Source organism: Pseudomonas sp. NFACC43 (assembly GCF_900119645.1).
Lineage (GTDB): Bacteria > Pseudomonadota > Gammaproteobacteria > Pseudomonadales > Pseudomonadaceae > Aquipseudomonas.
This window is the reverse complement of sequence record NZ_FPKK01000018.1, coordinates 13,821-40,809: the sequence shown is the minus strand read 5'-3', so window position 1 is coordinate 40,809 and position 26,989 is coordinate 13,821. Positions and strand designations below refer to the sequence as shown.

Below are 26,989 nucleotides of genomic sequence, written 5' to 3'. Positions count from 1 at the left end.
GACAGTGCAAGACCCTGTGGGAGCGAGCTTGCTCGCGATAGCCGCGCCGCAGTTGTTATTTGATGCCTATAAAAACAGATTCTCGTGGAGCCTCGCTGATGAAATCCTTTGAAGTCAACTTTGACGGTCTAGTGGGGCCGACCCATAACTACGGCGGGCTCTCGTACGGCAATGTCGCGTCCCAGAGCAACAGCCAGCAATCCTCGAACCCCAAGGAAGCGGCGTTGCAAGGTCTGGCGAAAATGAAAGCGCTGATGGACATGGGCTTCCAGCAGGGCGTGCTGGCGCCGCAGGAGCGCCCCGACGTGGCGGCCCTGCGCCGGTTGGGCTTTGCCGGCAGCGATGCCCAGGTCATCCAGCAGGCGGCGAAGGAAGCGATGCCGTTGCTGGTTGCCAGTTGCTCGGCCTCCAGCATGTGGGTGGCCAACGCCGCCACCGTCAGCCCGAGCGCCGACACCGCTGACGGTCGTGTGCACTTCACCGCGGCCAACCTCAACTGCAAATACCACCGCAGCATCGAGCATCCCACCACCAGTCGGGTGCTGGGGGCGATGTTTGCCGATCAGCAGCACTTCGCTCATCACGCCGCGTTGCCGGCGGTGGCGCAGTTCGGCGACGAGGGTGCGGCCAACCACACCCGTTTCTGCCGGACCTACGGCGAGACCGGTGTCGAGTTCTTCGTGTTCGGTCGTAGCGCCTTCGACGCGCGTTATCCGGCGCCACAGAAGTATCCGGCGCGCCAGACCCTCGAGGCGTCCCGCGCCGTTGCCCGCCTGCATGGCCTGCGGGAGGAAGGCGTGGTGTATGCCCAGCAGAATCCGTCCGTGATTGACCAGGGCGTGTTCCATAACGATGTGATCGCAGTGGGTAACGGCGAAGTGCTGTTCTATCACGAGGACGCCTTCCTCGAGACCGAAAGCATGCTGGCGGAGTTGAGTGGCAAGCTCGCCAGGGTCGGTGGGAAATTTCAATCGGTGTGCGTACCGCGTTCTGCGGTCACCGTGGATGATGCGGTTCGTTCCTACCTGTTCAATAGCCAGCTGCTGTCGCGTCCCGATGGCTCGATGCTCTTGATCGTGCCGGAGGAGTGCCGCAGCAACGCCCGCGTCTGGCAATACCTGCAAGGCCTGACGAGCTCTGGCGGGATCATCCGCGAAGTGAAGGTCTTCGACCTCAAGCAGAGCATGCAGAACGGTGGTGGCCCAGCTTGCCTGAGGTTGCGCGTGGCGCTCAACGAAACCGAACTGGCGGCGGTCAACCCAGGGGTTATCATGACCGCGTCGTTGTACGATTCGCTGACCCAGTGGGTCGAGCGGCATTACCGCGACCGCATGACCGAAAACGATCTGGCCGATCCGCAATTGCTGCTCGAATGCCGGTCGGCACTGGATGAATTGACGCAAATCCTTAAACTGGGCTCGGTCTATCCATTCCAGATCAATTGAAAGCGCGCGCGACCTGACTACAGTCAACACAGGGCGCGTGGCCTTACCCCCGGACGAGAACGTAAAAGACATGAGCGATTCCCTGCAACTGATTCTTGAAGACACCGATGGCACCCAACTGCAGACCTCCTGCACCCGCGTCGCGGTGATGTGGCAGGGCAAGGAGTTGTGGATCCAGCAGGATGGCCGCGGTCAGTTGCTGATCGGCGTGGACGTGGAGGAGGGGGATGAGGAGTACGCCAACCTGCTGCTGCGCCCATTGGCAACCAACCTGGTCAGCCTGCAACTGGAAATGGAACCGGCCGACCTCGGCGACGATGACCATGTCCATGGCCCGGATTGCGGCCACGACCATTAAGGAACCCGCGCTATGCTCGCCCTCGGCAAACTGCTTGAACTGACCCTCGCTGGCCGTGAACCGGCGGAGAAGACTCAACTGACTGTCGAAGGCGTGCGGATGCGCTGGTTGAGCGAGGGCGCGCTGGAGGTCAAGCCGCCCGAAGCCCGGGACAACGGCCTGGACCTGCTGCTATCGGCCGGTATCCATGGCAACGAAACCGCCCCGATCGAATTGCTCGACCGCCTGCTGCACGATATCGCCCGCGGCGATATAAAGCCGCGGGCCCGCATTCTGTTTCTGTTCGGCAATCCCGAGGCCATCCGGCGCGGCGAGCGTTTCGTCGAACAGGACGTCAACCGGCTGTTCAATGGTCGTCATGAGTTGAGCGGCGGTCCCGAAGCCTTGCGTGCCTGCGAGCTGGAGCGGCTGGCCGCCAGTTTCTTCAGTCGGCCGGAGCGCGCTCGCCTGCATTACGATCTGCACACGGCCATCCGTGGCTCGAAGATCGAGCAATTCGCCCTGTATCCATGGAAAGAAGGCCGTCAGCACTCCCGGCGTGAACTGGCGCGCCTGCGTGCTGCCGGCATGGAGGCGGTGCTGCTGCAGAACAAGCCATCCATCGTGTTCAGCGCCTACACCTACGATCAGCTTGGTGCGGAGTCCTTTACCCTGGAGCTGGGCAAGGCCCGTCCGTTCGGACAGAACGAAGGCGTCGATGTCAGCCTCCTGGAAATCCGCCTGAAGCAGATCATCGAAGGCAACGAGCCTGAACTGGATGAAGGGCTGGACGGCCTCCAGCTGTTCAGCGTGGCGCGGGAGGTCATCAAGCACAGCGACAGCTTCCGCCTGAACCTGCCAGCGGATATCGAGAACTTTTCTGAACTGGAAAAGGGCTATGTGCTGGCCGAGGACATTGCCCAGACCCGCTGGGTGATCGAAGAGGAGGGGGCCCGGATCATTTTCCCGAACCCAAAGGTCAAGAATGGCTTGCGGGCCGGTATCCTGATCGTGCCGGCGACTGACGAAAACCTGATCTGAAACCCACGCCAAACCATTGTGGGAGCGAGCTTGCTCGCGATAACGGTGTGCCAGTCAATGTTGAAGGTGACTGATACTCCGTCATCGCGAGCAAACTCGCTCCCACAGGTTGTTGAGTGGCTGTTAGCTCGCTACCGCCCGTTGCTCACTGCGGCGCAGCACCCGGGTCTTGTGCAGGGTGTCGGCGCAGGTCTTCGCCGCTTCCTGGCCCTTGTGCACGAAATGCTCGAAAAAGAACTTCTGGTGCTCTTCCCCGGCATGGAAGTGATGTGGCGTGAGCACCACCGAGAACACCGGTACTTCGGTATCCAGTTGGACCTGCATCAGGCCGCTGATGACCGATTGCGCGACGAACTCGTGGCGGTAGATGCCGCCATCCACTACCAGACCTGCGGCGACGATCCCGGCGTAGCGGCCTGTCCTGGCCAGCAGCTTGGCATGCAACGGGATTTCGAAGGCGCCACCGACTTCGAAAAAGTCGATGTCGCTCTCCTGATAACCCTGATTGATCATCTCGGCAAGGAACCCCTTGCGGCTCTGGTCGACGATTTCCTTGTGCCAGCAGGCCTGGATGAACGCGACGCGCTCGCCCGGATTGAGTTTGGTCTTGCTATCGATTGCAGTGGGTTGCATGTTCTGGTTCCTGTTTGTGTGAAAAACAGGGCGTCATGAATCGAAGGGGATTCGAGGGTGCGCCGCGCGCAGACAGGCGCAGGCGGCCCTTGGGTAACAATCCCGTTCTCTCTTCATCCGGACTATGACCGTCGGCCCCGGAATCACACCGGGTCTGCTGACCTTGCCGCTGCACCGCGTGAAAAACCGTGCATCGCCAAGCGCTCGCGGGCTATGCACCTTGCGTGCAATTACCGCCGGTGGGGAATTGCACCCCGCCCTGAGAACGTTTTTGCCGCCATGGTTTGGGGCAGCGGCGGATTTTTAACACATAACCTACTGTGGGGGCGAGCTTGCTCGCGATAGTGGTGGTTCGGCTTGCGTTGATGCTGGATGCACTGTCGCCATCGCGAGCTAGCTCGCTCCCACAAATGTTTTGATTAATCTTCATTTACAGGAGGGTGTTTTCCTGCGGCCAGCCTTGATTATTCCCCGCCATGCCCGCAGTAATTGCCCTTCGACAGGGAATTCCCCCATCTGAACTCGAGGCCAGATTCATGAGCGTTATTGATCTTCGCAGCGACACGGTCACTCAACCTTCCGCCGCCATGCTGGATGCCATGGCCACTGCGCCCACCGGCGACGATGTGTATGGCGAAGACCCGACCGTCAACCGTCTTGAAGCCGAACTGGCCGCACGCCTGGGGTTCGCCGCGGCGCTGTTCGTACCCAGTGGCACCATGAGCAACCTGCTGGGCCTGATGGCCCATTGCGAACGTGGCGACGAATACATCGTCGGCCAGCAGGCCCATACCTATAAATACGAAGGTGGTGGTGCGGCGGTGCTCGGTTCGATCCAGCCACAGCCGCTCGAAGTGCAGGCGGATGGTTCCCTGGACCTGGCGCAGGTCGCCGCGGCGATCAAGCCCGATGATTTTCATTTTGCCCGTACTCGCCTGCTGGCCCTGGAAAACACCATGCAAGGCAAGGTGCTGCCGCTGGAGTACCTGGCCCGCGCCCGCCGCTTCACCCAGGACCATGGCCTGGCCCTGCACCTGGATGGCGCGCGACTGTACAACGCTGCGGTGAAGCTGGAGGTCGATGCCCGGGAAATCACCCAATATTTCGACTCCGTCTCGGTGTGCCTGTCCAAAGGCCTCGGCGCGCCTGTCGGCTCGGTGCTGTGTGGCAGCATCGAACTGATCGACAAGGCTCGACGCCTGCGCAAGATGGTCGGTGGTGGCATGCGTCAGGCCGGCATTCTCGCGGCGGCGGGGCTGTATGCGTTGGACCACCACGTCCAGCGCCTGGCCGAGGACCACGCCAATGCCCAGCGGCTGGCCGACGGGTTGCGGGCGGCGGGTTACGAGGTCGAGCCTGTGCAGACCAACATGGTGTACGTGCAAATGGGCGAGCGGGCCGAGGCCATCAAGGCGTTTGCCGCCGAGCGTGGCATCCGGCTCAGTGCCGCGCCACGCTTGCGGATGGTGACGCATCTGGACGTCAACGCCGGGCAAATCGATCAGGTGATCGCCACTTTCGTCGATTTTTCCCGCCGCTGAGCAGCCAGGCGACGTAATTGAAGGTTTCTATCGCATAAACACGCTGTACCCCACGCGAAGGGCCGATATAATGCGGCCCTTTGCCGTTGCTTCGTCTGTTGACGTTTTGCACAGGCCTTTGGCCGCAGCCTCCGTGGAAGAACCTAATGAAAAGCGCAGAAATCCGTGAAGCCTTCCTTCGCTTCTTCGAAGAGCAAGGCCACACCCGAGTAGCCTCCAGCTCTTTGATCCCGGGCAATGACCCGACCCTGCTGTTCACCAACGCGGGGATGAACCAGTTCAAGGATTGCTTCCTGGGCCAGGAAAAACGTGCCTACACCCGTGCGGTAAGCAGCCAGAAATGCGTGCGTGCCGGTGGCAAGCACAACGACCTGGAAAACGTCGGCTATACCGCTCGTCACCACACCTTCTTCGAAATGCTGGGTAACTTCAGCTTCGGCGACTATTTCAAGCGCGACGCCATCACCTTCGCCTGGACCTTCCTGACCTCCGAGAAGTGGCTGAACCTGCCCAAGGAGAAGCTCTGGGTAACGGTCTATGCCACCGATGACGAAGCCTATGACATCTGGACCAAAGAGGTCGGTGTCCCGCCGGAGCGCATGGTACGCATCGGCGACAACAAGGGAGCGCCTTACGCTTCCGACAACTTCTGGACCATGGGCGACACCGGCCCTTGTGGCCCTTGCACCGAGATCTTCTACGATCACGGCGCCGATATCTGGGGCGGCCCGCCTGGCTCGCCGGAAGAAGACGGCGACCGCTACATCGAGATCTGGAACAACGTGTTCATGCAGTTCAACCGCACCGCCGATGGCGTACTGCATCCGCTGCCGGCGCCGTCGGTCGATACCGGCATGGGCCTGGAGCGGATCAGTGCGGTGTTGCAGCACGTTCACTCCAACTACGAAATCGACCTGTTCCAGAGCCTGCTGAATGCATCGGCCAAGGCCATTGGCTGCACCAACGACAACCAGGCTTCGCTGAAAGTGGTGGCAGACCACATCCGCTCGTGCGGTTTCCTGATCGCCGACGGCGTATTGCCGTCCAACGAAGGTCGTGGCTATGTACTGCGCCGGATCATCCGTCGCGCCTGCCGTCACGGTAACAAGCTGGGTGCCAAGGGCAGCTTCTTCTACCAGATCGTCGCGGCGCTGGTGGCGGAAATGGGCGAGGCTTTCCCAGAGCTGAAATCCCAGCAGGCTCATATCGAGCGCGTGCTCAAAGGTGAAGAAGAGCAGTTCGCCAAGACCCTGGAGCAGGGGCTGAAGATCCTCGAGCAGGACCTGGCCGAGCTCAAGGGCAACGTGGTACCGGGCGACGTGGTGTTCAAGCTGTACGACACCTACGGTTTTCCGATGGACCTGACCGGCGACATCGCCCGCGAGCGCAACCTGACCCTCGATGAGGAAGGTTTCGAGCGCGAGATGGAGGCACAGCGTGTGCGTGCCCGTTCGGCCAGCGCCTTCGGCATGGACTACAACAGCCTGGTCAAGGTCGATGTGGCTACCGAATTCACCGGCTATGGCGGCACCACCGGTTCGGCCAAGATTGTCGCTATTTATAAGGACGGGCAATCGGTCGACATCCTGAGCGAAGGCCAGGAAGGGGTGATCGTGCTGGACACGACGCCGTTCTATGCCGAATCCGGCGGTCAGATCGGTGACAGCGGCTACCTGCAGGCCGGCAACTCGCGTTTCGACGTGCGGGACACCACCAAGACCGGCGGTGCATTCCTGCACCACGGTGTGCTTACCTCGGGCAGCCTGATGATCGCCGCCCCGGTGGCCGCCCATGTCGACGCCGAGGTTCGCCACGCCACTTCGCTCAATCACTCCGCCACGCACCTGTTGCACGCAGCATTGCGCCAGGTACTGGGCGAGCACGTCCAGCAGAAGGGCTCGTTGGTGGATAGCCAGCGCCTGCGCTTTGACTTCAGCCACTTCGAGGCCGTCAAGCCGGAGCAGCTCAAGGCCCTGGAAGACATCGTCAACACCGAAATCCGCAAGAACTCCCCGGTGGAGACCGAAGAAACCGATATCGACACCGCGAAGAAAAAAGGCGCGATGGCTCTGTTCGGCGAAAAATACGGCGACAGCGTGCGCGTCCTGAGCATGGGCGACTTCTCCGTAGAATTGTGCGGCGGTATCCACGCCAACCGGACCGGCGACATCGGCCTGCTCAAGATCGTCAGCGAAAGCGGCGTGGCCTCCGGCGTGCGCCGGATCGAGGCGGTCACCGGTGCTGCGGCACTGGCGTACCTCAACGCTGCCGAAGAACAACTCAAGGAAGCGGCGAGCCTGATCAAGGGCAACCGTGACAACCTGATCGACAAGCTGTCGGCCGTGCTGGAGCGCAATCGCCTGCTGGAAAAGCAGGTTGAACAGCTGCAGGCCAAGGCCGCCAGCGCCGCGGGCGACGATCTGTCGGCACAGGCCGTGGACGTCAAGGGCGTCAAAGTGCTGGCCGTACGCCTGGACGGCCAGGACGGCAAGGCCCTGCTGGGGCTGGTCGATCAGCTGAAAAACAAACTCGGCCGCGCAGTGATCCTGCTCGGCGGTGTCCATGAGGAAAAGGTCGTTCTCGTCGCAGGCGTGACCAAAGACCTGACCGGCCAACTCAAAGCCGGTGATTTGATGAAGCAGGCCGCTGCGGCAGTGGGCGGCAAGGGCGGTGGTCGTCCGGACATGGCGCAAGGCGGCGGTACCGACGCCGGCGCGCTGGACGCGGCACTGGCCCTGACCGTTGCATTTGTAGAGCAGGGTATTTAAGGCAGCGCCCCGGGTTCGTGGTCTAGTCGCGAGCCCGGCCGCTGTTGTGATTATTGGGCGCCCTTCGTGGGCAGAGGCGGCTTTGAAATGGCTTTGATCGTACAGAAATTTGGAGGCACCTCGGTCGGCACTGTCGAGAGAATCGAACAAGTCGCCGACAAGGTTAAGAAATTCCGTGAAGCGGGCGATGACCTGGTGGTTGTGCTGTCGGCAATGAGCGGCGAAACCAACCGTCTGATCGATCTGGCCAAGCAAATCAGTGGTGATCAGCAGCCGGTTCCCCGTGAACTGGACGTGATCGTCTCCACCGGTGAGCAAGTGACCATTGCCTTGCTGGCCATGGCGCTGATCAAGCGTGGCGTGCCGGCGGTGTCCTACACCGGTAACCAGGTGCGCATCCTGACGGACAGCGCGCACAACAAGGCGCGTATCCTGCAGATCGACGACCAGAAGATCCGGGGCGACCTGAAGGCGGGCCGGGTCGTGGTCGTCGCCGGTTTCCAGGGCGTGGACGAGCACGGCAACATCACCACCCTGGGTCGTGGCGGTTCCGATACCACCGGCGTTGCGCTGGCGGCGGCCCTGAAGGCTGACGAATGCCAGATCTACACCGATGTGGATGGCGTCTACACCACCGACCCGCGGGTGGTTCCCGTGGCTCAGCGCCTGGACAAGATCACGTTCGAAGAGATGCTGGAAATGGCCAGCCTCGGTTCGAAGGTATTGCAGATCCGGGCAGTCGAATTCGCCGGCAAGTACAACGTTCCGCTGCGCGTCCTGCACAGCTTCAAAGAGGGTCCGGGTACCCTCATTACTATCGATGAAGAGGAATCCATGGAACAGCCGATCATTTCCGGCATCGCCTTCAACCGCGATGAAGCCAAGCTGACCATCCGTGGCGTGCCAGACACCCCCGGCGTGGCATTCAAGATTCTCGGCCCGATCAGTGCCGCGAACATCGAAGTCGACATGATCGTGCAGAACGTTTCGCACGATAACACCACCGACTTCACCTTCACTGTGCATCGCAACGACTACCAGGCTGCCGAGGCCGTCCTGAAGAAGACTGCGTCCGAGATCGGTGCCCGGGAAGTGGTGGGTGACACCAAGATTGCCAAGGTCTCGATCGTCGGCGTCGGCATGCGTTCCCATGCTGGCGTGGCCAGCCGCATGTTCGAATCACTGGCCAAGGAAAGCATCAACATCCAGATGATCTCGACGTCGGAAATCAAGGTTTCCGTGGTGATCGAAGAGAAGTACCTGGAACTGGCCGTGCGCGCCCTGCACACGGCTTTCGAACTCGACGCGGCTGCCCGACAGGGCGAATAAGGCGTTGTCCCGAGGGCGCGGCTTGGCCGCGCCCTTTGTTTTCTGAATGGCGCGTTTCAAAACTGTTCTTTTGCCCGCGCTGGTCAATACTTAGGCCTGTAGGCTGCGACCGTTTCGGTTGTAGGCCTAACGCCCTTTTTTTGCAGACTGTGGTCCCTGAACTGAATTGCGTGAGGAGAAAGGTATGCTGATTCTGACTCGTCGGTGCGCGGAAAGCCTGATTATTGGCGATGGCGAAATCACCGTGACCGTGCTCGGCGTCAAAGGAAACCAGGTGCGTATCGGTGTCAACGCCCCGAAAGAGGTCGCGGTACACCGGGAAGAAATTTACCTGCGTATCAAGAAAGAGAAGGACGACGAACCAAGCCATTAATTTTTATCGATTTTTATGTTTGCAAACGGGGAGGAAGGTGGTTAATATACGCCCCGTGTTGCGGAGAGCTGGCCGAGTGGCCGAAGGCGCTCCCCTGCTAAGGGAGTACACCTCAAAAGGGTGTCGGGGGTTCGAATCCCCCGTTCTCCGCCATTATTCATGTAGTGCGTTGTAATCTGGCTTGATCGGTAAGTGCTTGAAATTACTGGAAAAAGCGCTTTACAAAAAGATTCGACGACCTATAATGCGCGGCAACAAATGCACTCGTAGCTCAGCTGGATAGAGTACTCGGCTACGAACCGAGCGGTCACAGGTTCGAATCCTGTCGAGTGCACCATACATCAAGAAGCCCGCGTTTAACGCGGGCTTTTTGTTGCCTACGATTTACCCTTCACACAGCCTTTCTCGTCAAACACGATCTCTGCACCACGGCCGTTCTTCACTTTGTAGGTGAAGCGGGTGGTGGAATTACGAATCTTGATCGAATCCGGTTTGCCGAGAGCGCTTTCTACGTCCTGCTGGCTCATTCCGGCGACGATTCGCTTGTTCATGATCGCTTCCCGGCGTTGCCTGGCGCTGATCACATTGGCGCAACTGTCTTCGAACTGACCGACAATTGTCGGTTCCTGGCGCCTGGTCTTGGGGAGGGGTAGGGAGCGGTGTTCGGTTTCGGGCAGCAGTGGTTCGCTCGTACCCGGGGTGAATGAGTGGATCTGCTGCAGCGACAGGCTCTCTTGCGGTTTGCAGCTCAAGGTGGTGAAGGTGATGTGGCCGGCGGCGTCTTCGCAGCGATGCACAGTCTGTCCGCTGGCGCACAAGGGCAGGCAGAAAAGTAAAAAAAGATAACGACAAATGGGCATCCGGACGTCTTCCTTGACGGTGAAAAGGCAAGGGTAGTCGCTCCATTTTTGCCCGGGCGCGTGTTTTCTTTTCAGGATGCGTCGTCATATGCCTACAGGTTCAGCCTGCGTTCAGGTTTGTCTCGCAAGCGCTTGTTCTTGCCATGATTTTTTAACGCTTCAAAACGCCAAGCGGTGTATGATTGCGCCCGTCAGCCCCGCCGGGGCTTTGGAACATATCCATGGACTTACCCAGTAGTTACTCAATATCGCGTTTTACCAATCATGAATTGACCGATTGATCCTTCCGGCGTGCCCACTGCTGGGAGTGGAGTTCGCCTATGACCGAAGTAGAAGTAAAGAAAACACAGGAAAGCCTCCAGGACCGTCTTGCTCAAGTCGTTGAGCTGCTGCATCGCCAGCGGGTCGTGGAAGACCTGACGCACCGCCAGGAAGGTCCTCATCACGACCGGGTCGAGAACCTGGTCCACCGGCAGAACCTCGTCGAGTTGCAGCGCAAGCTCGATGACCTGCACTCCGCCGACGTCGCCTATATCCTCGAAGCCTTGCCGCTGGAAGAGCGTCTGACGGTCTGGCAACTGGTCCAGGCTGATCGCGATGGCGACATCCTGTTGGAAGTGTCCGACTCGGTTCGTGAAACCCTGATCGCCGACATGGATGATCATGAGTTGCTGGCGGCGGCCAAGGAGATGGACGCCGACGAACTCGCCGACCTTGCACCCGAACTGCCGCGGGACGTTGTCCACGAGCTGATGGAGTCTCTTGACGCCCAGCAACGTGAGCGCGTGCGTTCGGCGTTGTCCTACGATGAGGAGCAGGTCGGTGCACTGATGGACTTCGAGATGGTGACGATCCGCGAGGACGTCAGCCTTGAAGTGGTGTTGCGTTACCTGCGTCGTCTCAAGGAGTTGCCGGGGCATACCGACAAGCTGTTTGTCGTCGATTATGACGGTGTGCTCAAGGGCGTGCTGCCAATCAAGCGGTTGCTGGTCAATGATCCGGAAAAACAGGTGGCCGAGGTCATGGCCAGCGATCCGGTGAGTTTCCAGCCGGACGAAGACGCTTACGATGCAGCCCAGGCGTTCGAGCGTTATGACTTGATTTCCGCGCCGGTGGTCGACAAGAACGGCAAACTGATCGGCCGTCTGACCATCGATGAAATGGTCGACCTGATTCGTGAAGAGAGCGAAAACGAAGTCCTCAGCATGGCCGGTCTGCGGGAAGAGGAAGACATCTTCGCCTCGGTCTGGAAATCCCTGCGCAACCGTTGGGCCTGGCTGGCAATCAACCTGATCACGGCTTTTGTCGCGTCTCGGGTCATCGGTTTGTTCGAGGGTTCCATCGAGAAGCTGGTGGCACTTGCGGCCTTGATGCCTATTGTCGCCGGTATCGGCGGCAACTCCGGCAACCAGACCATTACCATGATCGTCCGTGCCATGGCCCTGGACCAGGTCAGCACGGGTAATACGTCGCGCCTGATGCGCAAGGAACTGGCTGTGGCCCTCATCAACGGCGTGCTTTGGGGCGGAGTGATCGGCGTGGTGGCGTATCTGCTTTATGGCAGCTGGTCGCTGGGCGTCGTGATGACGGCCGCGATGACGCTCAACCTGCTGCTGGCAGCCTTGATGGGGGTATTGATCCCCATGACCCTGGCCCGGCTGGGGCGCGACCCGGCGATGGGGGCCAGTGTCATGATCACCGCCATGACCGACAGTGGTGGGTTCTTCATATTCCTGGGGTTGGCGACGATCTTCCTGCTCTGACCCGTTTCATGGCGAGGGAGCGTGCTCCCGTCACGGCGCAGCCGCCCTCGCTTCCCGCCTTTGAATACATTGCAGTCATACGATCGTCTCGCAGGCTTCCCTGCTGAGCGAGCCGATTGCTCCTTGCCATAAAAAAAGGCAAAAAAAAGCCAGCGCAAGGCTGGCTTGGGTGCTGCTGCTGCGATCAGGACGCGTCTGCGGCCATTTCTGCATCATGGGCAATCAGCGAAACGAGAGCGTTCTGCTGGCGATGAGAGAGTTGTCGGAAGCGCTGAAGCAGCTCGCGTTCATGCAAGGACAGCTCCGGGCTGTCCAGGCGCATGCTCAGTTCTTCACCCAACGCGCCTTCCTGGATAAGGCTTTGCTCAAGGCGCGCGATGATTTCAGAGTTCATGCTGCGATGATGATTGCGAGCCACCTCGGCAATGCGTTCACGCATTCCGTCGGGCAAGCGTACGACGAACTTGTCAGCCGTACGGCTGGAATAAATTGCCTGTTTCAATGGGCGCATATATTTAACCGGTTAGTTCAGGGGAGCGGTTCTCGGGATTGGCCGCAGGATGTCGATAGGACAAGCGCTGTTGCCAAATGTTCAACCTGAATTGTTAAGAGGCCCGCATCATGCCTCAAAATGGCCAGATCATTGGCGCCAATTCTGTGACAAATTCTGATCCGGGTAAAGGCGTTATGCCAGCACCCTTGATCAAAAAATGCGGACTGGTTTGAAAATCCAACAGGTCCGCATGGTGTGACCACCGCATCGTGTCGATGTGCCATACCGTCCGGCGGATAACCGAAACGGGGGCACAAGCCGATGCTGTCCTTGTAGGGTATAGGATAGTGGCAATTGGCCGATTTACTAGCGGAGGGGCGCATGCGATGGATGAGCGGTGTCCCGTTACCCCGTGACACCCCGCGACAGGCGGGGGAGCGGCAGTATTTGCCTACACTTAAAAAACTACTCACGACATGACAAACGCAAGGCTGCCCGTTAACATGCACGCCGTCCATCGCACCGCATTTCTAGTGGTCGACCTGTGTCTCAGTAGCTCAATTGGATAGAGCATCCCCCTCCTAAGGGGAAGGTTGGCAGTTCGAACCTGCCCTGGGACACCATTTATATCAGTGGGTCGGGTATCGACGATCTCCCCCACCAGCGTACTGCTCCCTCCTTGTATCTCCCGGATCGATTGGCCTGAGCCGCCGCCTTGCGGCCCAGGCTGTGGATCCATGCCCAACATGCCTATTTTTCGACCCTGTATAAAACGCACTCAGCTGTCGCGAAACCTCCTTGTGGCAATCTGAATGCTACGGCGGTTTGGCGAGCGAAGCGGGTTTCTGGGCGAATTTATTGGGCTGTCGTGGCTGAACGTGCTTCGTGTCGGTTGCCGAAGGGAGAAAGCCTGCCATCATCCTTTTTTGTGTAGCCGATCCCCTGTGCTCGGTTTCTCCCACACGTTGCCCTTAACGGAACGCCATCTGCTGCCGATAACCCGATGAGCCCGGTTGCCTCCAACGTTTCGGCTCGCAATGTGCGTCACGACACAGCCAGGCCAAGCGGTTGCTGAAATCTCTTGTACGTTGCCGGCTGGTGGCTATCATCTGCGCGCCTCGGGGCTGTGACACGGCGTTTCGTTGTTATGCCATTGGGTTATTTTCTTACTTGCCTGGACATCCTCGATGCTGGCGTACCACCAAAAAAGTTTTCTGATCGTCGATGATTTCTCGGATTTCCGCAGTTCTATCCGGTCGATGTTGCGTGAGCTGGGTGTCAAGGACGTGGACACCGCAGACACCGGTGAGGTCGCGCTGCGCATGTGCTCGCAGAAGCGCTATGACTTCATCCTGCAGGACTACCACCTCGGTGACGGCCGCAAGAACGGCCAGCAGGTGCTTGAAGACCTGATGGTCGAGAAGCTGATCAGCCATGAAAGTGTGTTCCTCATGGTGACCGCCGAGACCAGTCAGGCCATGGTGCTCAGTGCCCTGGAGCACGAGCCGGACGCGTACCTGACCAAGCCGTTCAACCGCTCAGGCCTGGCCCAGCGGCTGGAGCGGCTGGAGCAGCGCAAGACCTTGCTCAAGCCGATCCTCCAGGCCCTGGATCGTGGCAAGCCAATGGAAGTGCTCAATGCCTGTATCGCCCTGTGCAAGCAGGATCCGCGCTACGGGCCGTTGTGCCTGCGCTATCGGGCCGATGCGCTGCGCGACCTGAACCAGAACGAAGCCCTGGAACGGCTGTACAACACCATCCTGGCGGATCGTCCGTTGCCGTGGGCCTATGCGGGCCTGGGCAAGTTGCTGTTCAAGCGCGGCCAGGTGGGGCAGGCCAAGGCGGTCTATGAAAAGGCCTTGAAAACCTTCCCGATGATGCCGGCCTTGTACGATGGCATGGCCGATGTGCTGATGGCCGAAGGCGACACGAAGCAGGCGCAGAGCGTATTGGAAGAGGCGGTTCGCCTGTCCCCGTTGGCGGTGCGTCGGCAGTCGCTGCTGGGCAAGCTGGCGATGACCAACGAAGACTACGAGACCGCGTCCCGGGCTTACCGCCAGGCGGTCGGGCAGGGCGCGCAGTCACGCTTCAAGGACCCGGAAAGCAACCTCGGCCTGGCCCATGCACTGATCAGCAAGGGCAGCGAGAAAGGCCTGGACACCCGCACCCGCCTGGAAATCAATACCACGCTGAGCGCAGTGGCCAAGGAAAACCTCAACGACCCAGGGCTGCAGGTGCGGGCGCGGCTGATGAAGGCCACCAGCCTGCTGCTCAACGACGCCGAAACCGCGGAAAAACTCACCGAACAGGCCTTGCAGCGCCTCGACGGCATGGAGCAGTTCATGAGTGCCGAAGCCGCGCTGCTGGTGGCCAAGCAGTTGCAGATGCTCGGCCAGACCAGTGCCGGCGAATCGATGCTCAAGAACTGCGCGGAAATCTATGGCGATGACCCGGCGGTGATGCAAGGGATCGCCAAGCTCACCGATGATCCGAACATCCTCAATCAGGGCAATGCCGCCGCCGAGCTGAACCGCGAAGGCGTGCGCGTCTACAAGACTGGCGCGCTGCCCGAGGCCCGGGAGTTGTTCCGTCGGGCCCTGAAGATGCAACCGAAAAACATCAGTATTGCCCTGAACATGGCGCAGTCCCTGCTGCATGGCACCGACACCAGTGTGGAGTCGGAGCTGTTGGAGGAATGCCGCGCCTGCCTGAAACTGGTGGGCATGATGCCCGACACCGATGCGCGTTATGCGCGCTATCAGAAACTGCGAAGCAAGGCATTTGGCGATGAATGACAGCGAACAGGCACTCGATTTTTCCACGGTGATCGCATCGACCGTGCACGACATGAAGAACTCCCTGACCCTGCTCATGCAGGCTCATACGCAATGGCTCGAGCGTCTGCCCGAGCCTGCCCGGCAAGCCTCGGAGCAGGGGGTGATGGAGTTCGAGTTCGCCCGCCTCAACGGCCTGCTGGTGCAATTGCTGGGGCTGTACAAGCTGGGCGTCAACCAGCTGCCACTGCACCCGGCCTACCATGAGCTGGACGATTTCATCGAGGCGCAGTTGGCCGGTCATCAGGACGTATTCCGCAGTCGCGGGATCATGGCCACCTACGAAGTCGACCCGCTGAGCCCCCTGGGCTTTTTCGACCGCGAGCTGGTGGCCTCTGTGCTCGACAACTGCATCAACAATGCCATTCGTCACGCACGCCAGGCCTTGTTGATCAGCGTGAGCGACGAGGCCGGGCAACTGGTCCTGACCATCAACGACGATGGCGAGGGCTATCCGCCGGAGATGATCGAGCGCCAGGCCGACTACGTGCAGGGCATCAACCACAGCAGTGGCAGCACCGGGCTGGGCCTGTATTTCGCCGCGCGGATCGCCGAGCTGCATCAGCGCGGCGGGGTCTGCGGACGTACCGAGATCGGCAATGGCGGCGTGCTGGGTGGCGGGGTGTTCCGGCTCTATCTGCCCTGAACAGGCCCCCTCCATAAATCCTCACAAATCCCCTGCGGGAGCGAGCTGGCTCGCCATAGCGGTGTATCAGCCAGCTCAATATGGGCTGGACCGACGCTATCGCGAGCCAGCTCGCTCCCACAGCCGTATCGCATGAGATTTTAATTGCCTCCGGCTGCTTGATATTCCGAACAGCCGAAGCCTATTTTGTACGGGTTGCCGTTCGCGGCTCGCACATAACAAGGATTGCGTCATGACGACCGATGGCCAGCGTTCACTCGCGCAGCGATTGACGGGCATTGATGAGATTGAGTGTGTCACACCGGATTTGAATGGCGTGCCGCGAGGCAAGGTGATGGCGGCCGCGGGGTTCCTCGAGGGACGGCGGTTGCAGATGGCCCGCGGGGTGCTGCTGCAGTGCATCATGGGCGGTTATCCGCCGGCGCGTTTCTATGGCAGCGACGATGGCGACCTGGCGCTGGTGGCCGATCCGCAACAGATTCATCGCCTGCCCTGGAGCCAGCATCCTCGCGCCCTGGCGATCTGCGATGCCGATGAACTGACCGGCGAAAGCTCCCGACTCTCGACTCGCGGCCAGCTCAAGGCCGTGATCGCCCGGTATGCCGCCCATGGCCTGGCGCCGGTGGTGGCGACCGAGCTGGAGTTTTTCGTCTTCGCACCCAACCCGGACCCGGCCCGGCCGTTCCAGCCCCCGGTGGGCCTGGATGGGCGCCGCGAAGACGGCCATTCGGCCTTCAGCGTCAGTTCCAACAATGGCCTGCGACCCTTCTTCAATGAGGTGTACCAATGCATGGCGGCGTTAGGCCTGCCTCGAGACACCTTCATGCATGAAATGGGCGTGAGTCAGTTCGAGATCAATCTGCTCCATGGCGACGCGCTGCTGTTGGCCGACCAGACCTTCCTGTTCAAGCACCTGCTCAAGGAAGTGGCCCTCAAGCATGGCTTGACCGTGGTCTGCATGGCCAAGCCCCTGGCCCATACGCCGGGCAGTTCGATGCATATCCACCAGAGCGTCGTCGAGCTGGACAGTGGTCGCAACGTCTTCAGCGACGCGGCGGGCGAACCGACGGCCGCGTTCCGGCATTTCATTGGCGGACAACAGGCGGGCATGGCGGATTTCACGGCGCTGTTCGCACCGAACGTCAATTCCTACCAGCGCCTGTGCCATCCGTTCGCCTCGCCGAACAATGCCTGCTGGTCCTATGACAACCGTTCGGCCGGACTGCGGATACCCGCCAGTTCCCCTGTGGCCCGGCGGGTCGAGAACCGCTTGCCCGGGGCCGATGCCAACCCTTACCTGGCGATTGCCGCCAGCCTGGCGGCGGGATTGCATGGTATCGAAAACCGGCTGGAGCCAAGTGCCGCGATCCAGGGCGAATTCCAGGTGCCGGACAATCTCTCCCTGCCATGTACCTTGCATGCTGCCCTGGAGCGTCTGAAGCGTAGCCCCCTGGCGAAGGAACTGTTCGGAGTTGAGTTCATCGAAGGCTACATCGCTTCGAAAAACCTGGAACTGACCAGTTTCCTTGACGAAATCACGCCTTGGGAACGGCGGGTCCTTGCGGCCCAGGCATAACCAAACCCCCGCTTCGGGCTATCTTCAGCGATAGCCCTTACTCACCTCAAGGAGCCGCTCGGAACGCCGATGCGCCAAATCTGGAAACCCTTTCGAGCGCTTTATTTCGCCTCGCTGATGATGCTCATCGGCTCGGGCCTCTTGAGTACTTACCTGGCCTTGCGCCTGGCTGCCGATAACGTGGACAGCCTGTGGGTCGGTGCCCTGATGGCCGCCAACTATTTCGGCCTGGTGCTGGGCGGCAAGATCGGTCACCGGCTGATCGCCCGCGTCGGGCATATCCGTGCCTATTCGGCCTGTGCCGGGCTGGTGGGCGCAGCGGTGCTGGGCCATGGCCTGGTGGACTGGCTGCCGGCCTGGATCGTGCTGCGGATGATCGTCGGCCTGGGGATGATGTGCCAGTACATGGTCATCGAGAGCTGGCTCAACGAGCAGGCCGAAGCCTCGCAGCGCGGGGTAGTGTTCAGTGGCTACATGATCGCTTCGTACCTGGGCCTGGTGCTCGGCCAGTTGATCCTGGTCATGCATCCGGCCCTGGGGCCGGAGCTGCTGATGCTGGTGGCCTTGTGCTTCGCCCTCTGCCTGGTGCCGGTGGCGCTGACCCGGCGGATTCACCCGGCACCGATGCGTCCGGCTCCCATGGAACCGCGTTTCTTCATCAAGCGCGTGCCACAGTCATTGAGCACGGTGCTGGGTTCCGGGCTGATCGCCGGCTCGTTCTATGGCCTGGCGCCGTTGTACGCCTCTCAGCAGGGGCTTTCCACCGAGCAGGTCGGTCTGTTCATGGGTAGCTGCATTTTTGCCGGGTTGCTGGTGCAGTGGCCGCTGGGCTGGTTGTCCGACCGTTATGACCGGGCGCTGCTGATCCGTTGCTTTGCGCTGGTCCTGGCGATCTGCGCGTTGCCGCTGGCAATTCTGCCCAAGGTGCCCCTTGAGATGCTGTTCGTCGCCGGCTTTCTCTGTTCGCTGGTTCAGTTCTGCCTGTATCCACTGGCGGTGGCATTTTCCAACGACCATGTCGAAGGCGATCGCCGGGTCTCGCTGACGGCGATGCTGCTGGTGACCTATGGTGTCGGCGCCAGTATCGGGCCGTTGGTGGCCGGCGTGCTGATGAAGACGTTCGGCAGCCATATGCTGTATGGCTTCTTTGCGTTCTTCGCGTTGATTCTGGTATGGCGCATCCGGCCCAAAGCGGTGACCAACCTGCATCAGGTCGACGACGCGCCGCTGCATCACGTGGCGATGCCGGACAGCATGTCCAGTTCGCCGTTGGTGGCATGTCTCGATCCGCGAGTCGATGAGCAGGTGGTACAGGAACAGATGCAGACGCCGGCGACGGAGCAGGAACCGGCCGCTGAAGCGTCGGTGGAGGAGCCGGTCAAGTAGACCGTGGTGTTCTCATCGCGAGCAGGCTCGCTCCCATCGGGATTGGTGGTGGACACGCTGGGAGGCGAGCCCTGCTCGCGATGAGGTCGGCCCAGACGCAGTAGCATTCGGATCTAAACGGCATAAAAAAACGGGCAGCCCCTGTGGAGGCTGCCCGTTTTTTATGCCCGGATGATCAGAGATCGTCTTTATCGAAACGACGGGCTTCGCGCTGTAGCTGATAGACGAAGCGCTCGACCTGGCGCTGCACCAGGCCACTGATATTGTGGAAGCGCACGCCGGCGAAGGTGGTGTTGATCCTTTCTTCAAAATGCAGGTAGCGCAGTTCGACCGGTGCGGTCATGTTGCCGAACGGCAGGGCGGCGATGAAGCGTTCGTAGACCTGGCCCAATTGCAGGCGTTCGGTAATGTCGCCCTCGAAGCGCAGCTTGCAGCCGGTAGCGGAAATATCCAGCAGCTTGCCGTCCACCGGTGACTTGAGCTTCTCGCCACCCAGTTCGATGCTCACCAGTTGCGCCAGTTTCAAGGCGGCACGGAAGGCATTGCGACGCTGGTGGTAGACCACTTCCTCGGGCAGGGCGCCGCGATAGCAGCGACCGTCGCTGGAGTCTTCGATGGTCAACGGCCCGTTGCCTTCCCATGCGATGCGCACGCCATCATGGAAACCCTCGACCCGGAACGGCTCGCCTGCCAGCAGGAAGCGTTCTCCGTCGCGGGGGATCATTTCGTCCAGGGCGAGGGCGTTCTTCTCGCGGTCGACATCGACCAGGTAACTCTGGAAGCGCTGGCTGCGTTCATGGAAGGTGATGATCAGCGGATCATGGCTTTCTTGCAGCATCCTCAGGTTGCCGGAGATTTCCAGAGGCGTGGTGAGAACCTTGGGGGGCTGCGGAGCATCATCCGCGTTTGAGGCATTGAACACGGGGGTCAATCTCCAGGCTAAATACGACTACGAATAGCCAGCATTTTGCCAGCATGTATCGCACGTTGATAGAGCGCAGGCATCGTTCGTTTCATGCCTGGCTGAGCGGGCGATGCTTGACCATTTTTGCGGTCGAGCCGCGAGCATCGTAAAGCGTCGGGATTTCACCGCCATTGAGGATGCGCAACTGGTTGGCGGTAGCGGCCTGCTGGACCTGGATCGACTGGCCGTTCTTGGCGTTGGCGGCCTGGCATTGGGCGAGCAGGTCGTTGAGCGCCGCGCTTTGGGACAACAATTGATCGCCGATGGGCGACTGGCTCGCCAGTTGCTCCAGTCCACCCTGGTTGGTGGGCAGGTTGAGGCTGGCGAGAATCTCGCTGCGCTTGCGGCCATGCTGATCGAGCAAAATGATCAATGCCTGTTTCTGCGCCAGAATATTTTCCAGCAGCGGCATGTCGCGACCGTGCAGCGCCAGGGATTCGGTCTGCAAAAGTTCCAGTAACTGCTGGACTGGAACGAAGTCGTCGATGATCAGTTGCAATAAAGTAGTGTCGTGCATGGCTGGCCTTGGGTCTTAAGCGTCCAAAAGCCTGGCGCAGGCGGCTGCCTAGCGCTGGGCTTCGAAGTTGAGCAGTTTGCTGGCTACACGGTTGCTGTCGACTTTGTAGCTGCCATCGGCGATTGCTGCCTTCAACTCGGCCACGCGGCCTTTGTCGACAACAGGTAGATCGCGCAGCTTGTCAGTGACCTTCTGCAACTGTTGAGCCTCATCGCTGAGGTGTACCGACTCCCCATTGCTGACAGTGGTGGCTTGCTCGACCGGCGAGGATTTTTCGGTTTCCTTGCTGGCGTTGGTGCGCGTGGTGCCTGTCAGGGGTGAAGAGCTGTTTAAACGATTGAAATCGATGACCATGGTAAAAAACCTCTGGGTATTTGGACGCTTGCCATGTTCTCGGCCATTCCCAAAAAAACTTTAGGCTCATTTATTCAATGAACGTGCGCACGTCTGCGCTTGCCTTGGCATAAGGCACAGTCTAGGGAACGGCGGGGGCAAGCGCCAGCTTTCTACCCGTCTCTACCGGATCGCTACATAGCCACTTCCACTTGGCCTGGGGCCATCACTTGCGCCTTGATGACGCGTTGGGAGTTGAGGTTTTTCACTCGGATCTGCTCACGCATGCCGCCGTTGGACAGCGCCTCGCCCGGCATTCTTACGGCCAGGGTGCCGCTACGGGCGGTGATGACGACCTGATCGCCCTTGCGAACCACTTCGGCCTGTTCCAGGTGCACGAGGGTTACCACCTGATCGGCTACCATTGGTCGGACAAGTTTCTGACCGATGGCTTCGTCGACGGAGGTCAGGAAGCCTTGGGTGATCTGGCTGACGTCGCGTTCACGCAGCGTCACGTCCTGTGGCTCGACGATGCCGGCCCGCTTGAGTGGGCGGGTCGTGGTGACGATCTCGCGGTACAGGCGCACCTGGGCTGGCACGAACACCGTCCACGGCGCGGCGCTGTCGCAACGAACCTTTACCGTGACCCGCCCCAGGGGCCTGGCCGGGCTCTCCAGCGAGGCAGTCAATTCCTTGTCGCACATTGGCATGCGCAGGCGGGGATCGAGCTGGTTGACTTCGATTTCATAACGACCTTCGGTTTGACTGGAGGCCAGGTAGTCTTCTACGGTGAATTCAAGAAAGCCCTGAGTGACGCCGATAAGGAGATCAGGCAAGGTAACCGGAGCATCGGCGAGGGCACGGCCGCCCGAGGCGAACAGGCAGACAGCCAGCAGCGCACCTAGCCAGTGGCGGCAATGAGTGGTCAAGCGTCGAGAAAATGTCGTTTGTGCGTTCATGCCGGTTGAATAGCAAGCCCCGTGCCGTTTAGTGATGAATGCGCGTCGGACACATTAGCGTTAGGTAGGAGTCAGGGCATGGCGGGAGTGATGGATTCGGTAAACCAGCGCACGCAGCTGGTCGGTCAGAATCGCCTGGAGCTGTTGTTGTTCCGTCTCGATGGCCAACAGTTGTATGGGATTAACGTGTTCAAGGTCCGTGAGGTGCTGCAATGCCCCAAGCTGACGTTGATGCCAAAATCCAGTCCCGTCGTGTGCGGTGTGGCGAATATCCGGGGAGCGACCATCCCGATTCTCGATCTGGCGATGGCCACTGGTGCCGGTGCGCTGCTGGATCAGAGCAATCCGTTTGTGATCATCACCGAGTACAACACCAAGACCCAGGGTTTCCTGGTGCGCTCGGTGGAACGCATCGTCAACATGAACTGGGAGGAGATCCATCCGCCGCCCAAGGGCACGGGCCGTGATCACTACCTGACGGCGGTGACCCGGGTCGACAACCAGTTGGTGGAAATCATCGACGTGGAGAAAATCCTCGCCGAAGTGGCCCCGACGCCGGAGACCATCTCCGTGGGCGTGGTGGATGCCGAAACCCAGCACAAGGCCATCTCGATGCGCGTGCTGACCGTCGATGACTCATCGGTGGCGCGCAAGCAGGTGACCCGTTGCCTGCAGACCGTCGGTGTCGAGGTCGTGGCATTGAACGACGGCCGGCAAGCGCTGGACTACCTGCGCAGCCTGGTCGACGATGGTAAGAAGCCGGAAGAAGAGTTCCTGATGATGATTTCCGACATCGAAATGCCAGAGATGGACGGCTACACGCTGACGTCGGAAATCCGCAGCGATCCGCGCATGCAGAAACTGCACATCATCCTGCATACGTCGTTGTCCGGGGTGTTCAACCAGGCGATGGTCAAGAAAGTCGGCGCCGACGATTTTCTCGCCAAGTTCCGGCCCGATGACCTGGCTTCCAGGGTGGTCGACCGGATCAAGGCCGCGGAATAAAGGTCGGGCGCGTCTTGCGCCCGGCAAATCAACACAATGAAAGAGGCGGTATCTTGTCTACGGGTAATTTGGATTTCGAACAGTTCCGGGTCTTCCTGGAAAAAGCCTGTGGCATCTTGCTTGGTGAAAACAAGCAATACCTGGTGTCGAGCCGTCTCAACAAATTGATGGAGCAACAGGGCCTCAAGTCGTTGGGTGAGCTGGTGCAACGTATCCAGACCCAACCGCGCAGCGGTTTGCGCGAAATGGTGGTGGACGCCATGACCACCAACGAAACCCTGTGGTTTCGCGATACCTATCCCTTCGAGGTGTTGAAGAGCAAGGTCTTGCCGGCGGCCATCAAGGCCAGCCCGGGCCAACGCCTGCGGATCTGGTCGGCGGCCTGTTCGTCGGGCCAGGAGCCGTATTCGATCTCGATGTCCATCGACGAATTCGAGCGGACCAACATCGGCCAGTTGAAGGGCGGCGTGCAAATCGTCGCCACCGATCTGTCCGGGACCATGCTCAACAACTGCAAGACCGGCGAATACGACAGCCTGGCCATCGGCCGCGGCCTGTCGCCGGATCGCCTGCAACGCTATTTCGACACGAAGGGGCCGGGCCGCTGGGTGGTCAAGGCGCCGATCAAGAATCGGGTGGAGTTCCGCTCGTTCAACCTGCTGGACAGCTATGCCAGCCTCGGCAAGTTCGACGTGGTCTTCTGCCGCAACGTGCTGATCTATTTCTCCGCCGAGGTGAAGAAAGACATCCTGCTGCGTATCCACGGTACCCTCAAGCCCGGCGGCTACCTGTTCCTCGGCGCTTCCGAAGCGTTGAATGGCTTGCCGGATCATTACCAGATGGTCCAGTGCAGCCCGGGTATCATCTACCAGGCGAAATGATTGGCTTGGGTTGTCAAAAAAACGGGAGTCCCTAGGGGCTCCCGTTTTTTTTTGCCGGCCAGCCGGCGCCATCCCCCTATGGGAGCGAGCTCGCCCCCACATCTTGACTCGCGTCGCCTGATGAAAGCGGCAGAAAAGCGGCAGAAAAGCGGAAGCCGATTGCCGCTTTTCTGGCATTGCCGCTTTGCCGCTGCCCGCAAAGCCCCGGTTTATGGGCTTTTGGAAAGTGGCACGACGCTTGCTATATCCATTCGTACGTACATTCTGGTCACCCAAAGGTTTCCGACATGAGCATCAGCTTCGATAAAGCGCTCGGTATCCATGAAAAGGCCCTGAGCTTCCGCGCCCAGCGTGCCGAAGTCCTGGCCAATAACATTGCCAACGCCGACACCCCGAACTACAAGGCGCGTGACCTGGACTTCTCCAAGGTGCTCGCCGAGCAGAACGAAAAGGCCAAGAACGGCCACTTCGCCTTGAACATGACCAACAGCCGTCATATCGAAGCCGAAGGCTTGAGCAGCGGCGACGAGTCGCTGATGTATCGCACGCCGATGCAGCCTTCGATCGACCAGAACACCGTGGATGCTCAACTGGAACAGTCCAACTACGCGGAGAACTCCGTGAATTTCCAGGCCAGCTTCACCTTGCTCAACAGTAAGTTCAAAGGGCTGGTATCGGCCCTGCGCGGAGAGTAATCCATGTCGATCGCCAGCGTATTCAACATTGCCGGCAGTGCCATGAGTGCCCAGACCACTCGCCTGAACACCGTCGCCAGTAACATCGCCAACGCCGAGACCGTCTCGTCGAGCATCGACCAGACCTACCGTGCCCGTCACCCGGTGTTCGCCACCATGTTCCAGGGCGGCCAGTCCGGCGGCAGCGACTCGCTGTTCCAGGACCAGGACGCAGCGGGCCAGGGCGTACAGGTACTTGGCGTAGTCGAAGACCAGAGCAACCTCGAAGCACGTTATGAGCCAAACCATCCGGCCGCGGACGCCAAGGGTTATGTCTACTACCCGAACGTCAACGTCGTCGAAGAAATGGCCGACATGATTTCCGCCAGTCGTTCGTTCCAGACCAACGCCGAAATGATGAACACCGCCAAAACCATGATGCAGAAGGTCCTGACCCTCGGTCAGTGATAAGGGGCGAGTCACATGAGCGTCACCAACACTACCAGCGGTTTGAGCCTCAACGAGATTCTGGCCAACTCCTCGGTCAAGACCAACAACACCTCCGATGGTCTCGGCGGCGCGACCCAGGCAGCGACCGGCAACAAGGAGCTGGGCAAGGATGCGTTCCTGCAGTTGCTCGTTACCCAGCTGAAGAACCAGAACCCGCTGGAGCCCCAGGACAACGGTGAGTTCGTTGCCCAATTGGCGCAGTTCAGCAGCCTGGAAGGTATCACCACGCTCAACGAAACCGTGAGCGGTATCGCCGGCAACTACAACTCGTCCCAGGCGCTGCAGGCTTCGTCCCTGGTGGGGCGTTCGGTGATCGCGCCCGGTGACAAGGCTGTGGTCGACACCTCCAAGAGCCTCAACGGCACGGTGGTGGTACCGGCGGCAGTGTCCTCCCTCACCGTCAAGATCATGGACAAGGACGGCAAGACTGTCCGCACCATCGACCTGGGCAGCCAGAAGGCCGGCAACTCGGCGTTCATCTGGGATGGCAAGAACGACGCCGGCACGACGGTCGAGTCGGGCACGTATACCTTTGCGGCCTCGACCACCATCGACGGCAAGGCCACGTCGCTGATCACCAACCTGCCGGCCACGGTCAGCAGCGTGACCATCAGCCAGACGGGCGGTGAGCTGATGCTCAACCTGGCCGGGCTGGGCAGCATTGCCCTGTCCAAAGTACAAACTATTGGTATGTAGAGCCGACTAACCGGCAAAAGGAGTCAACATGTCTTTCAACATCGGCCTTAGCGGTCTCTATGCAGCCAACAAACAGCTGGACGTGACCGGCAACAACATCGCCAACGTCGCGACCACCGGTTTCAAATCGTCCCGCGCGGAATTCGAAGACGTCTACTCGGCCACCAAGCTGGGTTCGGGCACCAAGACCGTCGGCAACGGCGTGCGTCTGGCCAACGTCTCCCAGCAGTTCGGCCAGGGTGATGTGAACAACACCGGCAACGTGCTGGACATGGGTATCCAGGGCCAGGGCTTCTTTGTCCTGAGCAACGACGGTTCCCTGAGCTACACCCGTGCCGGTACCTTCAAGACCGACAAGGAAGGCTACATCACCAACAGCGATGGCACTGCACGCCTGCAAGGCTATGGCGTGGACGCCAACGGCAAGATCCTTAACGGTATCCTGACCGACCTGCGCATCGACACCTCGAACCTGCCGCCGCAGGCCACCAGCCTGGTTTCGTCGACGATCAACCTGAATTCGACGGCCACGCCGATTGACCAGACCAACCCGGCCTTGGAGTTCGATCCGACCGATACGGCCACGTTTACGAAACAGTTCACTACACCGGTCTACGACACTCAGGGTAACCAGCACTCCATGGATCAGTACATGGTCAAAACGGGTGCCAATACCTGGGACGTCTATACCCTGATCGATGGTCGTAACCTGAATGGCAGCGCGCCGGTCGCTCCCAACGCTCCGGTTCCTTCGACGATGACCTTCGATTCGAGTGGCAAGCTGGTCCAGGTCAGCACTCCGCCCGCGACCATCAACAGCGATCTGGTACTCACAGGCTGGGTGCCCGGTACCGTGACCAACGGTGTGTGGACCGCGAACGGCGCCGGTTCGTCGACTATTACGGTCTCCATGGCCAACACCACCCAGTTCAACGCCGACACCGCACGGTCGATCCCGACCCAGAACGGTTACGCCACCGGCCAGATCACCAACCTGACCATCGACGGCAGCGGTGTATTGCTGGCCAACTTCAGCAACAACCAGACCAAGCCCATCGGCCAGATCTCCCTTGCCAGCTTCACCAACGAGCAAGGCCTGCAGCCAGTAGGCGGTACCAGCTGGAAGGAAACCTTCGCTTCGGGCATCCCAGGCTACGATGCTCCGCAAACCGGCACCCTGGGTTCGATCGTCTCCAACTCCCTGGAAGAGTCCAACGTCAACCTGACCAACGAACTGGTCGAGCTGATCAAGGCGCAAAGCAACTACCAGGCGAACGCCAAGACCATCTCCACCCAGAGCACCATCATGCAGACCATCATTCAGATGACTTGATGACGCTGTTGGCTTGAAGGCTGCACAAGAAGCCCCTCGCAAGAGGGGCTTTTTCATACCCGCCAGAGCTTGTCCTCATGCCAGGTTCCCTT

General features: G+C 60.1%; 25 protein-coding genes, 3 tRNA genes and 1 riboswitch. Of the genes, 21 read left to right on the top strand and 7 right to left on the bottom strand.

The window, feature by feature from the left end; genetic code table 11:
* Positions 1-98: 98 nt before the first annotated feature.
* The 3 genes from astB (at position 99) to astE (ending at position 2,823) form a co-directional block, all read left to right on the top strand.
* A complete protein-coding gene (gene astB, locus BT179_RS23565) occupies positions 99-1,445 on the top strand; it encodes an N-succinylarginine dihydrolase (RefSeq protein WP_072394880.1) in 1,347 nt (448 codons plus the stop codon).
* A 70-nt stretch (positions 1,446-1,515) separates the two neighbouring features.
* The gene (locus tag BT179_RS23560) at positions 1,516-1,803 is read left to right on the top strand and encodes a hypothetical protein (protein ID WP_053147236.1); all 288 of its coding nucleotides are present in this window, start codon (positions 1,516-1,518) and stop codon (positions 1,801-1,803) included.
* A 12-nt stretch (positions 1,804-1,815) separates the two neighbouring features.
* Positions 1,816-2,823, top strand: a complete 1,008-nt coding sequence (astE, locus tag BT179_RS23555; RefSeq protein ID WP_072394878.1) for a succinylglutamate desuccinylase — start codon at positions 1,816-1,818, stop codon at positions 2,821-2,823.
* A 123-nt stretch (positions 2,824-2,946) separates the two neighbouring features.
* Here astE and BT179_RS23550 read toward each other — a convergent pair whose 3' ends face one another.
* Positions 2,947-3,456 (bottom strand): 6,7-dimethyl-8-ribityllumazine synthase, encoded by a 510-nt coding sequence (locus BT179_RS23550; RefSeq protein ID WP_072432020.1) that lies wholly within the window; start codon positions 3,454-3,456, stop codon positions 2,947-2,949.
* 100 nt (positions 3,457-3,556) lie between these two features.
* Positions 3,557-3,727, bottom strand: a riboswitch (FMN riboswitch).
* A gap of 265 nt (positions 3,728-3,992) precedes the next feature.
* On the opposite strand from BT179_RS23550, the gene ltaE reads away from it, so the two are divergent.
* The 6 genes from ltaE to BT179_RS23520 all read left to right on the top strand — a co-directional run bounded on the left by ltaE (position 3,993) and on the right by BT179_RS23520 (position 9,804).
* The gene (ltaE, locus tag BT179_RS23545; protein ID WP_072432021.1) at positions 3,993-4,997 is read left to right on the top strand and encodes a low-specificity L-threonine aldolase; all 1,005 of its coding nucleotides are present in this window, start codon (positions 3,993-3,995) and stop codon (positions 4,995-4,997) included.
* Between the two features lie 146 nt (positions 4,998-5,143).
* Positions 5,144-7,765, top strand: a complete 2,622-nt coding sequence (gene alaS, locus BT179_RS23540; protein WP_072432022.1) for an alanine--tRNA ligase — start codon at positions 5,144-5,146, stop codon at positions 7,763-7,765.
* Positions 7,766-7,852: 87 nt separating this feature from the next.
* Complete coding sequence (locus tag BT179_RS23535; protein ID WP_072394869.1) at positions 7,853-9,094, top strand: aspartate kinase; 1,242 nt, start codon at positions 7,853-7,855, stop codon at positions 9,092-9,094.
* Between the two features lie 184 nt (positions 9,095-9,278).
* Entirely contained in the window at positions 9,279-9,467 is a 189-nt protein-coding gene (gene csrA, locus BT179_RS23530; RefSeq protein WP_003178872.1) for a carbon storage regulator CsrA, read from the top strand.
* Between the two features lie 62 nt (positions 9,468-9,529).
* Positions 9,530-9,620 (top strand) — tRNA-Ser (locus BT179_RS23525).
* Between the two features lie 107 nt (positions 9,621-9,727).
* Positions 9,728-9,804: transfer RNA gene (locus BT179_RS23520), tRNA-Arg, on the top strand.
* Between the two features lie 40 nt (positions 9,805-9,844).
* On the opposite strand, the gene BT179_RS23515 is transcribed toward BT179_RS23520, so the two are convergent.
* A complete protein-coding gene (locus tag BT179_RS23515) occupies positions 9,845-10,327 on the bottom strand; it encodes a cell envelope protein SmpA (protein ID WP_072432023.1) in 483 nt (160 codons plus the stop codon).
* Positions 10,328-10,647: 320 nt separating this feature from the next.
* Here BT179_RS23515 and mgtE point away from each other — a divergent pair, with 320 nt between their 5' ends.
* Positions 10,648-12,090 carry a magnesium transporter gene (gene mgtE / locus BT179_RS23510; RefSeq protein ID WP_053147250.1) on the top strand — a complete coding sequence of 481 codons (1,443 nt, stop codon included), beginning with the start codon at positions 10,648-10,650 and terminating at the stop codon, positions 12,088-12,090.
* Positions 12,091-12,274: 184 nt separating this feature from the next.
* Here the strand turns inward: mgtE and BT179_RS23505 are convergent, their stop codons facing one another.
* Entirely contained in the window at positions 12,275-12,601 is a 327-nt protein-coding gene (locus BT179_RS23505; RefSeq protein ID WP_003178899.1) for an Arc family DNA-binding protein, read from the bottom strand.
* Positions 12,602-13,129: 528 nt separating this feature from the next.
* On the opposite strand from BT179_RS23505, the gene BT179_RS23500 reads away from it, so the two are divergent.
* The 5 genes from BT179_RS23500 to BT179_RS23480 all read left to right on the top strand — a co-directional run bounded on the left by BT179_RS23500 (position 13,130) and on the right by BT179_RS23480 (position 19,025).
* Positions 13,130-13,206 (top strand) — tRNA-Arg (locus BT179_RS23500).
* Between the two features lie 564 nt (positions 13,207-13,770).
* A complete protein-coding gene (locus BT179_RS23495; protein WP_072394865.1) occupies positions 13,771-15,378 on the top strand; it encodes a tetratricopeptide repeat-containing response regulator in 1,608 nt (535 codons plus the stop codon).
* Positions 15,371-16,063, top strand: coding sequence for a sensor histidine kinase (locus tag BT179_RS23490; RefSeq protein WP_072394863.1), 693 nt, complete (start codon positions 15,371-15,373; stop codon positions 16,061-16,063). Before BT179_RS23495 ends, BT179_RS23490 begins: the two co-directional genes overlap by 8 nt.
* A gap of 334 nt (positions 16,064-16,397) precedes the next feature.
* Entirely contained in the window at positions 16,398-17,639 is a 1,242-nt protein-coding gene (locus BT179_RS23485; RefSeq protein WP_177305134.1) for a glutamine synthetase family protein, read from the top strand.
* A gap of 69 nt (positions 17,640-17,708) precedes the next feature.
* Entirely contained in the window at positions 17,709-19,025 is a 1,317-nt protein-coding gene (locus BT179_RS23480; protein WP_072394859.1) for an MFS transporter, read from the top strand.
* 175 nt (positions 19,026-19,200) lie between these two features.
* Here the strand turns inward: BT179_RS23480 and BT179_RS23475 are convergent, their stop codons facing one another.
* The 4 genes from BT179_RS23475 to flgA form a co-directional block, all read right to left on the bottom strand.
* The gene (locus tag BT179_RS23475) at positions 19,201-19,947 is read right to left on the bottom strand and encodes a flagellar brake protein (RefSeq protein WP_072394857.1); all 747 of its coding nucleotides are present in this window, start codon (positions 19,945-19,947) and stop codon (positions 19,201-19,203) included.
* Between the two features lie 91 nt (positions 19,948-20,038).
* Positions 20,039-20,506 carry a flagella synthesis protein FlgN gene (locus BT179_RS23470; protein ID WP_072394854.1) on the bottom strand — a complete coding sequence of 156 codons (468 nt, stop codon included), beginning with the start codon at positions 20,504-20,506 and terminating at the stop codon, positions 20,039-20,041.
* A gap of 48 nt (positions 20,507-20,554) precedes the next feature.
* Positions 20,555-20,860: a flagellar biosynthesis anti-sigma factor FlgM gene (flgM, locus tag BT179_RS23465; protein ID WP_072394852.1), complete on the bottom strand. Its 306-nt coding sequence runs from the start codon at positions 20,858-20,860 to the stop codon at positions 20,555-20,557.
* A 173-nt stretch (positions 20,861-21,033) separates the two neighbouring features.
* Positions 21,034-21,798 carry a flagellar basal body P-ring formation chaperone FlgA gene (flgA, locus tag BT179_RS23460; RefSeq protein ID WP_072394850.1) on the bottom strand — a complete coding sequence of 255 codons (765 nt, stop codon included), beginning with the start codon at positions 21,796-21,798 and terminating at the stop codon, positions 21,034-21,036.
* A 78-nt stretch (positions 21,799-21,876) separates the two neighbouring features.
* Here flgA and BT179_RS23455 point away from each other — a divergent pair, with 78 nt between their 5' ends.
* The 6 genes from BT179_RS23455 to flgE all read left to right on the top strand — a co-directional run bounded on the left by BT179_RS23455 (position 21,877) and on the right by flgE (position 26,897).
* Complete coding sequence (locus BT179_RS23455) at positions 21,877-22,803, top strand: chemotaxis protein CheV (RefSeq protein ID WP_072394848.1); 927 nt, start codon at positions 21,877-21,879, stop codon at positions 22,801-22,803.
* Between the two features lie 53 nt (positions 22,804-22,856).
* A complete protein-coding gene (cheR, locus tag BT179_RS23450; protein WP_072394846.1) occupies positions 22,857-23,684 on the top strand; it encodes a protein-glutamate O-methyltransferase CheR in 828 nt (275 codons plus the stop codon).
* A 287-nt stretch (positions 23,685-23,971) separates the two neighbouring features.
* Complete coding sequence (gene flgB, locus BT179_RS23445) at positions 23,972-24,379, top strand: flagellar basal body rod protein FlgB (protein ID WP_072394844.1); 408 nt, start codon at positions 23,972-23,974, stop codon at positions 24,377-24,379.
* 3 nt (positions 24,380-24,382) lie between these two features.
* Entirely contained in the window at positions 24,383-24,826 is a 444-nt protein-coding gene (gene flgC / locus BT179_RS23440; protein WP_053124368.1) for a flagellar basal body rod protein FlgC, read from the top strand.
* Positions 24,827-24,841: 15 nt separating this feature from the next.
* Positions 24,842-25,564, top strand: coding sequence for a flagellar hook assembly protein FlgD (gene flgD, locus BT179_RS23435; RefSeq protein WP_072394842.1), 723 nt, complete (start codon positions 24,842-24,844; stop codon positions 25,562-25,564).
* Between the two features lie 28 nt (positions 25,565-25,592).
* Positions 25,593-26,897 carry a flagellar hook protein FlgE gene (gene flgE, locus BT179_RS23430; RefSeq protein WP_072394840.1) on the top strand — a complete coding sequence of 435 codons (1,305 nt, stop codon included), beginning with the start codon at positions 25,593-25,595 and terminating at the stop codon, positions 26,895-26,897.
* Positions 26,898-26,989 lie beyond the last annotated feature (92 nt).

Bases quoted from the DNA above. Each gene is read 5' to 3' on its own strand.
- astB (WP_072394880.1), top strand. From the start codon at position 99: ATGAAATCCTTTGAAGTCAACTTTGACGGTCTAGTGGGGCCGACCCAT.
- BT179_RS23560 (WP_053147236.1), top strand. From the start codon at position 1,516: ATGAGCGATTCCCTGCAACTGATTCTTGAAGACACCGATGGCACCCAA.
- astE (WP_072394878.1), top strand. From the start codon at position 1,816: ATGCTCGCCCTCGGCAAACTGCTTGAACTGACCCTCGCTGGCCGTGAA.
- BT179_RS23550 (WP_072432020.1), bottom strand. From the start codon at position 3,456: ATGCAACCCACTGCAATCGATAGCAAGACCAAACTCAATCCGGGCGAG.
- ltaE (WP_072432021.1), top strand. From the start codon at position 3,993: ATGAGCGTTATTGATCTTCGCAGCGACACGGTCACTCAACCTTCCGCC.
- alaS (WP_072432022.1), top strand. From the start codon at position 5,144: ATGAAAAGCGCAGAAATCCGTGAAGCCTTCCTTCGCTTCTTCGAAGAG.
- BT179_RS23535 (WP_072394869.1), top strand. From the start codon at position 7,853: ATGGCTTTGATCGTACAGAAATTTGGAGGCACCTCGGTCGGCACTGTC.
- csrA (WP_003178872.1), top strand. From the start codon at position 9,279: ATGCTGATTCTGACTCGTCGGTGCGCGGAAAGCCTGATTATTGGCGAT.
- BT179_RS23515 (WP_072432023.1), bottom strand. From the start codon at position 10,327: ATGCCCATTTGTCGTTATCTTTTTTTACTTTTCTGCCTGCCCTTGTGC.
- mgtE (WP_053147250.1), top strand. From the start codon at position 10,648: ATGACCGAAGTAGAAGTAAAGAAAACACAGGAAAGCCTCCAGGACCGT.
- BT179_RS23505 (WP_003178899.1), bottom strand. From the start codon at position 12,601: ATGCGCCCATTGAAACAGGCAATTTATTCCAGCCGTACGGCTGACAAG.
- BT179_RS23495 (WP_072394865.1), top strand. From the start codon at position 13,771: ATGCTGGCGTACCACCAAAAAAGTTTTCTGATCGTCGATGATTTCTCG.
- BT179_RS23490 (WP_072394863.1), top strand. From the start codon at position 15,371: ATGAATGACAGCGAACAGGCACTCGATTTTTCCACGGTGATCGCATCG.
- BT179_RS23485 (WP_177305134.1), top strand. From the start codon at position 16,398: ATGGCGGCCGCGGGGTTCCTCGAGGGACGGCGGTTGCAGATGGCCCGC.
- BT179_RS23480 (WP_072394859.1), top strand. From the start codon at position 17,709: ATGCGCCAAATCTGGAAACCCTTTCGAGCGCTTTATTTCGCCTCGCTG.
- BT179_RS23470 (WP_072394854.1), bottom strand. From the start codon at position 20,506: ATGCACGACACTACTTTATTGCAACTGATCATCGACGACTTCGTTCCA.
- flgM (WP_072394852.1), bottom strand. From the start codon at position 20,860: ATGGTCATCGATTTCAATCGTTTAAACAGCTCTTCACCCCTGACAGGC.
- flgA (WP_072394850.1), bottom strand. From the start codon at position 21,798: ATGAACGCACAAACGACATTTTCTCGACGCTTGACCACTCATTGCCGC.
- BT179_RS23455 (WP_072394848.1), top strand. From the start codon at position 21,877: ATGGCGGGAGTGATGGATTCGGTAAACCAGCGCACGCAGCTGGTCGGT.
- flgB (WP_072394844.1), top strand. From the start codon at position 23,972: ATGAGCATCAGCTTCGATAAAGCGCTCGGTATCCATGAAAAGGCCCTG.
- flgC (WP_053124368.1), top strand. From the start codon at position 24,383: ATGTCGATCGCCAGCGTATTCAACATTGCCGGCAGTGCCATGAGTGCC.
- flgD (WP_072394842.1), top strand. From the start codon at position 24,842: ATGAGCGTCACCAACACTACCAGCGGTTTGAGCCTCAACGAGATTCTG.
- flgE (WP_072394840.1), top strand. From the start codon at position 25,593: ATGTCTTTCAACATCGGCCTTAGCGGTCTCTATGCAGCCAACAAACAG.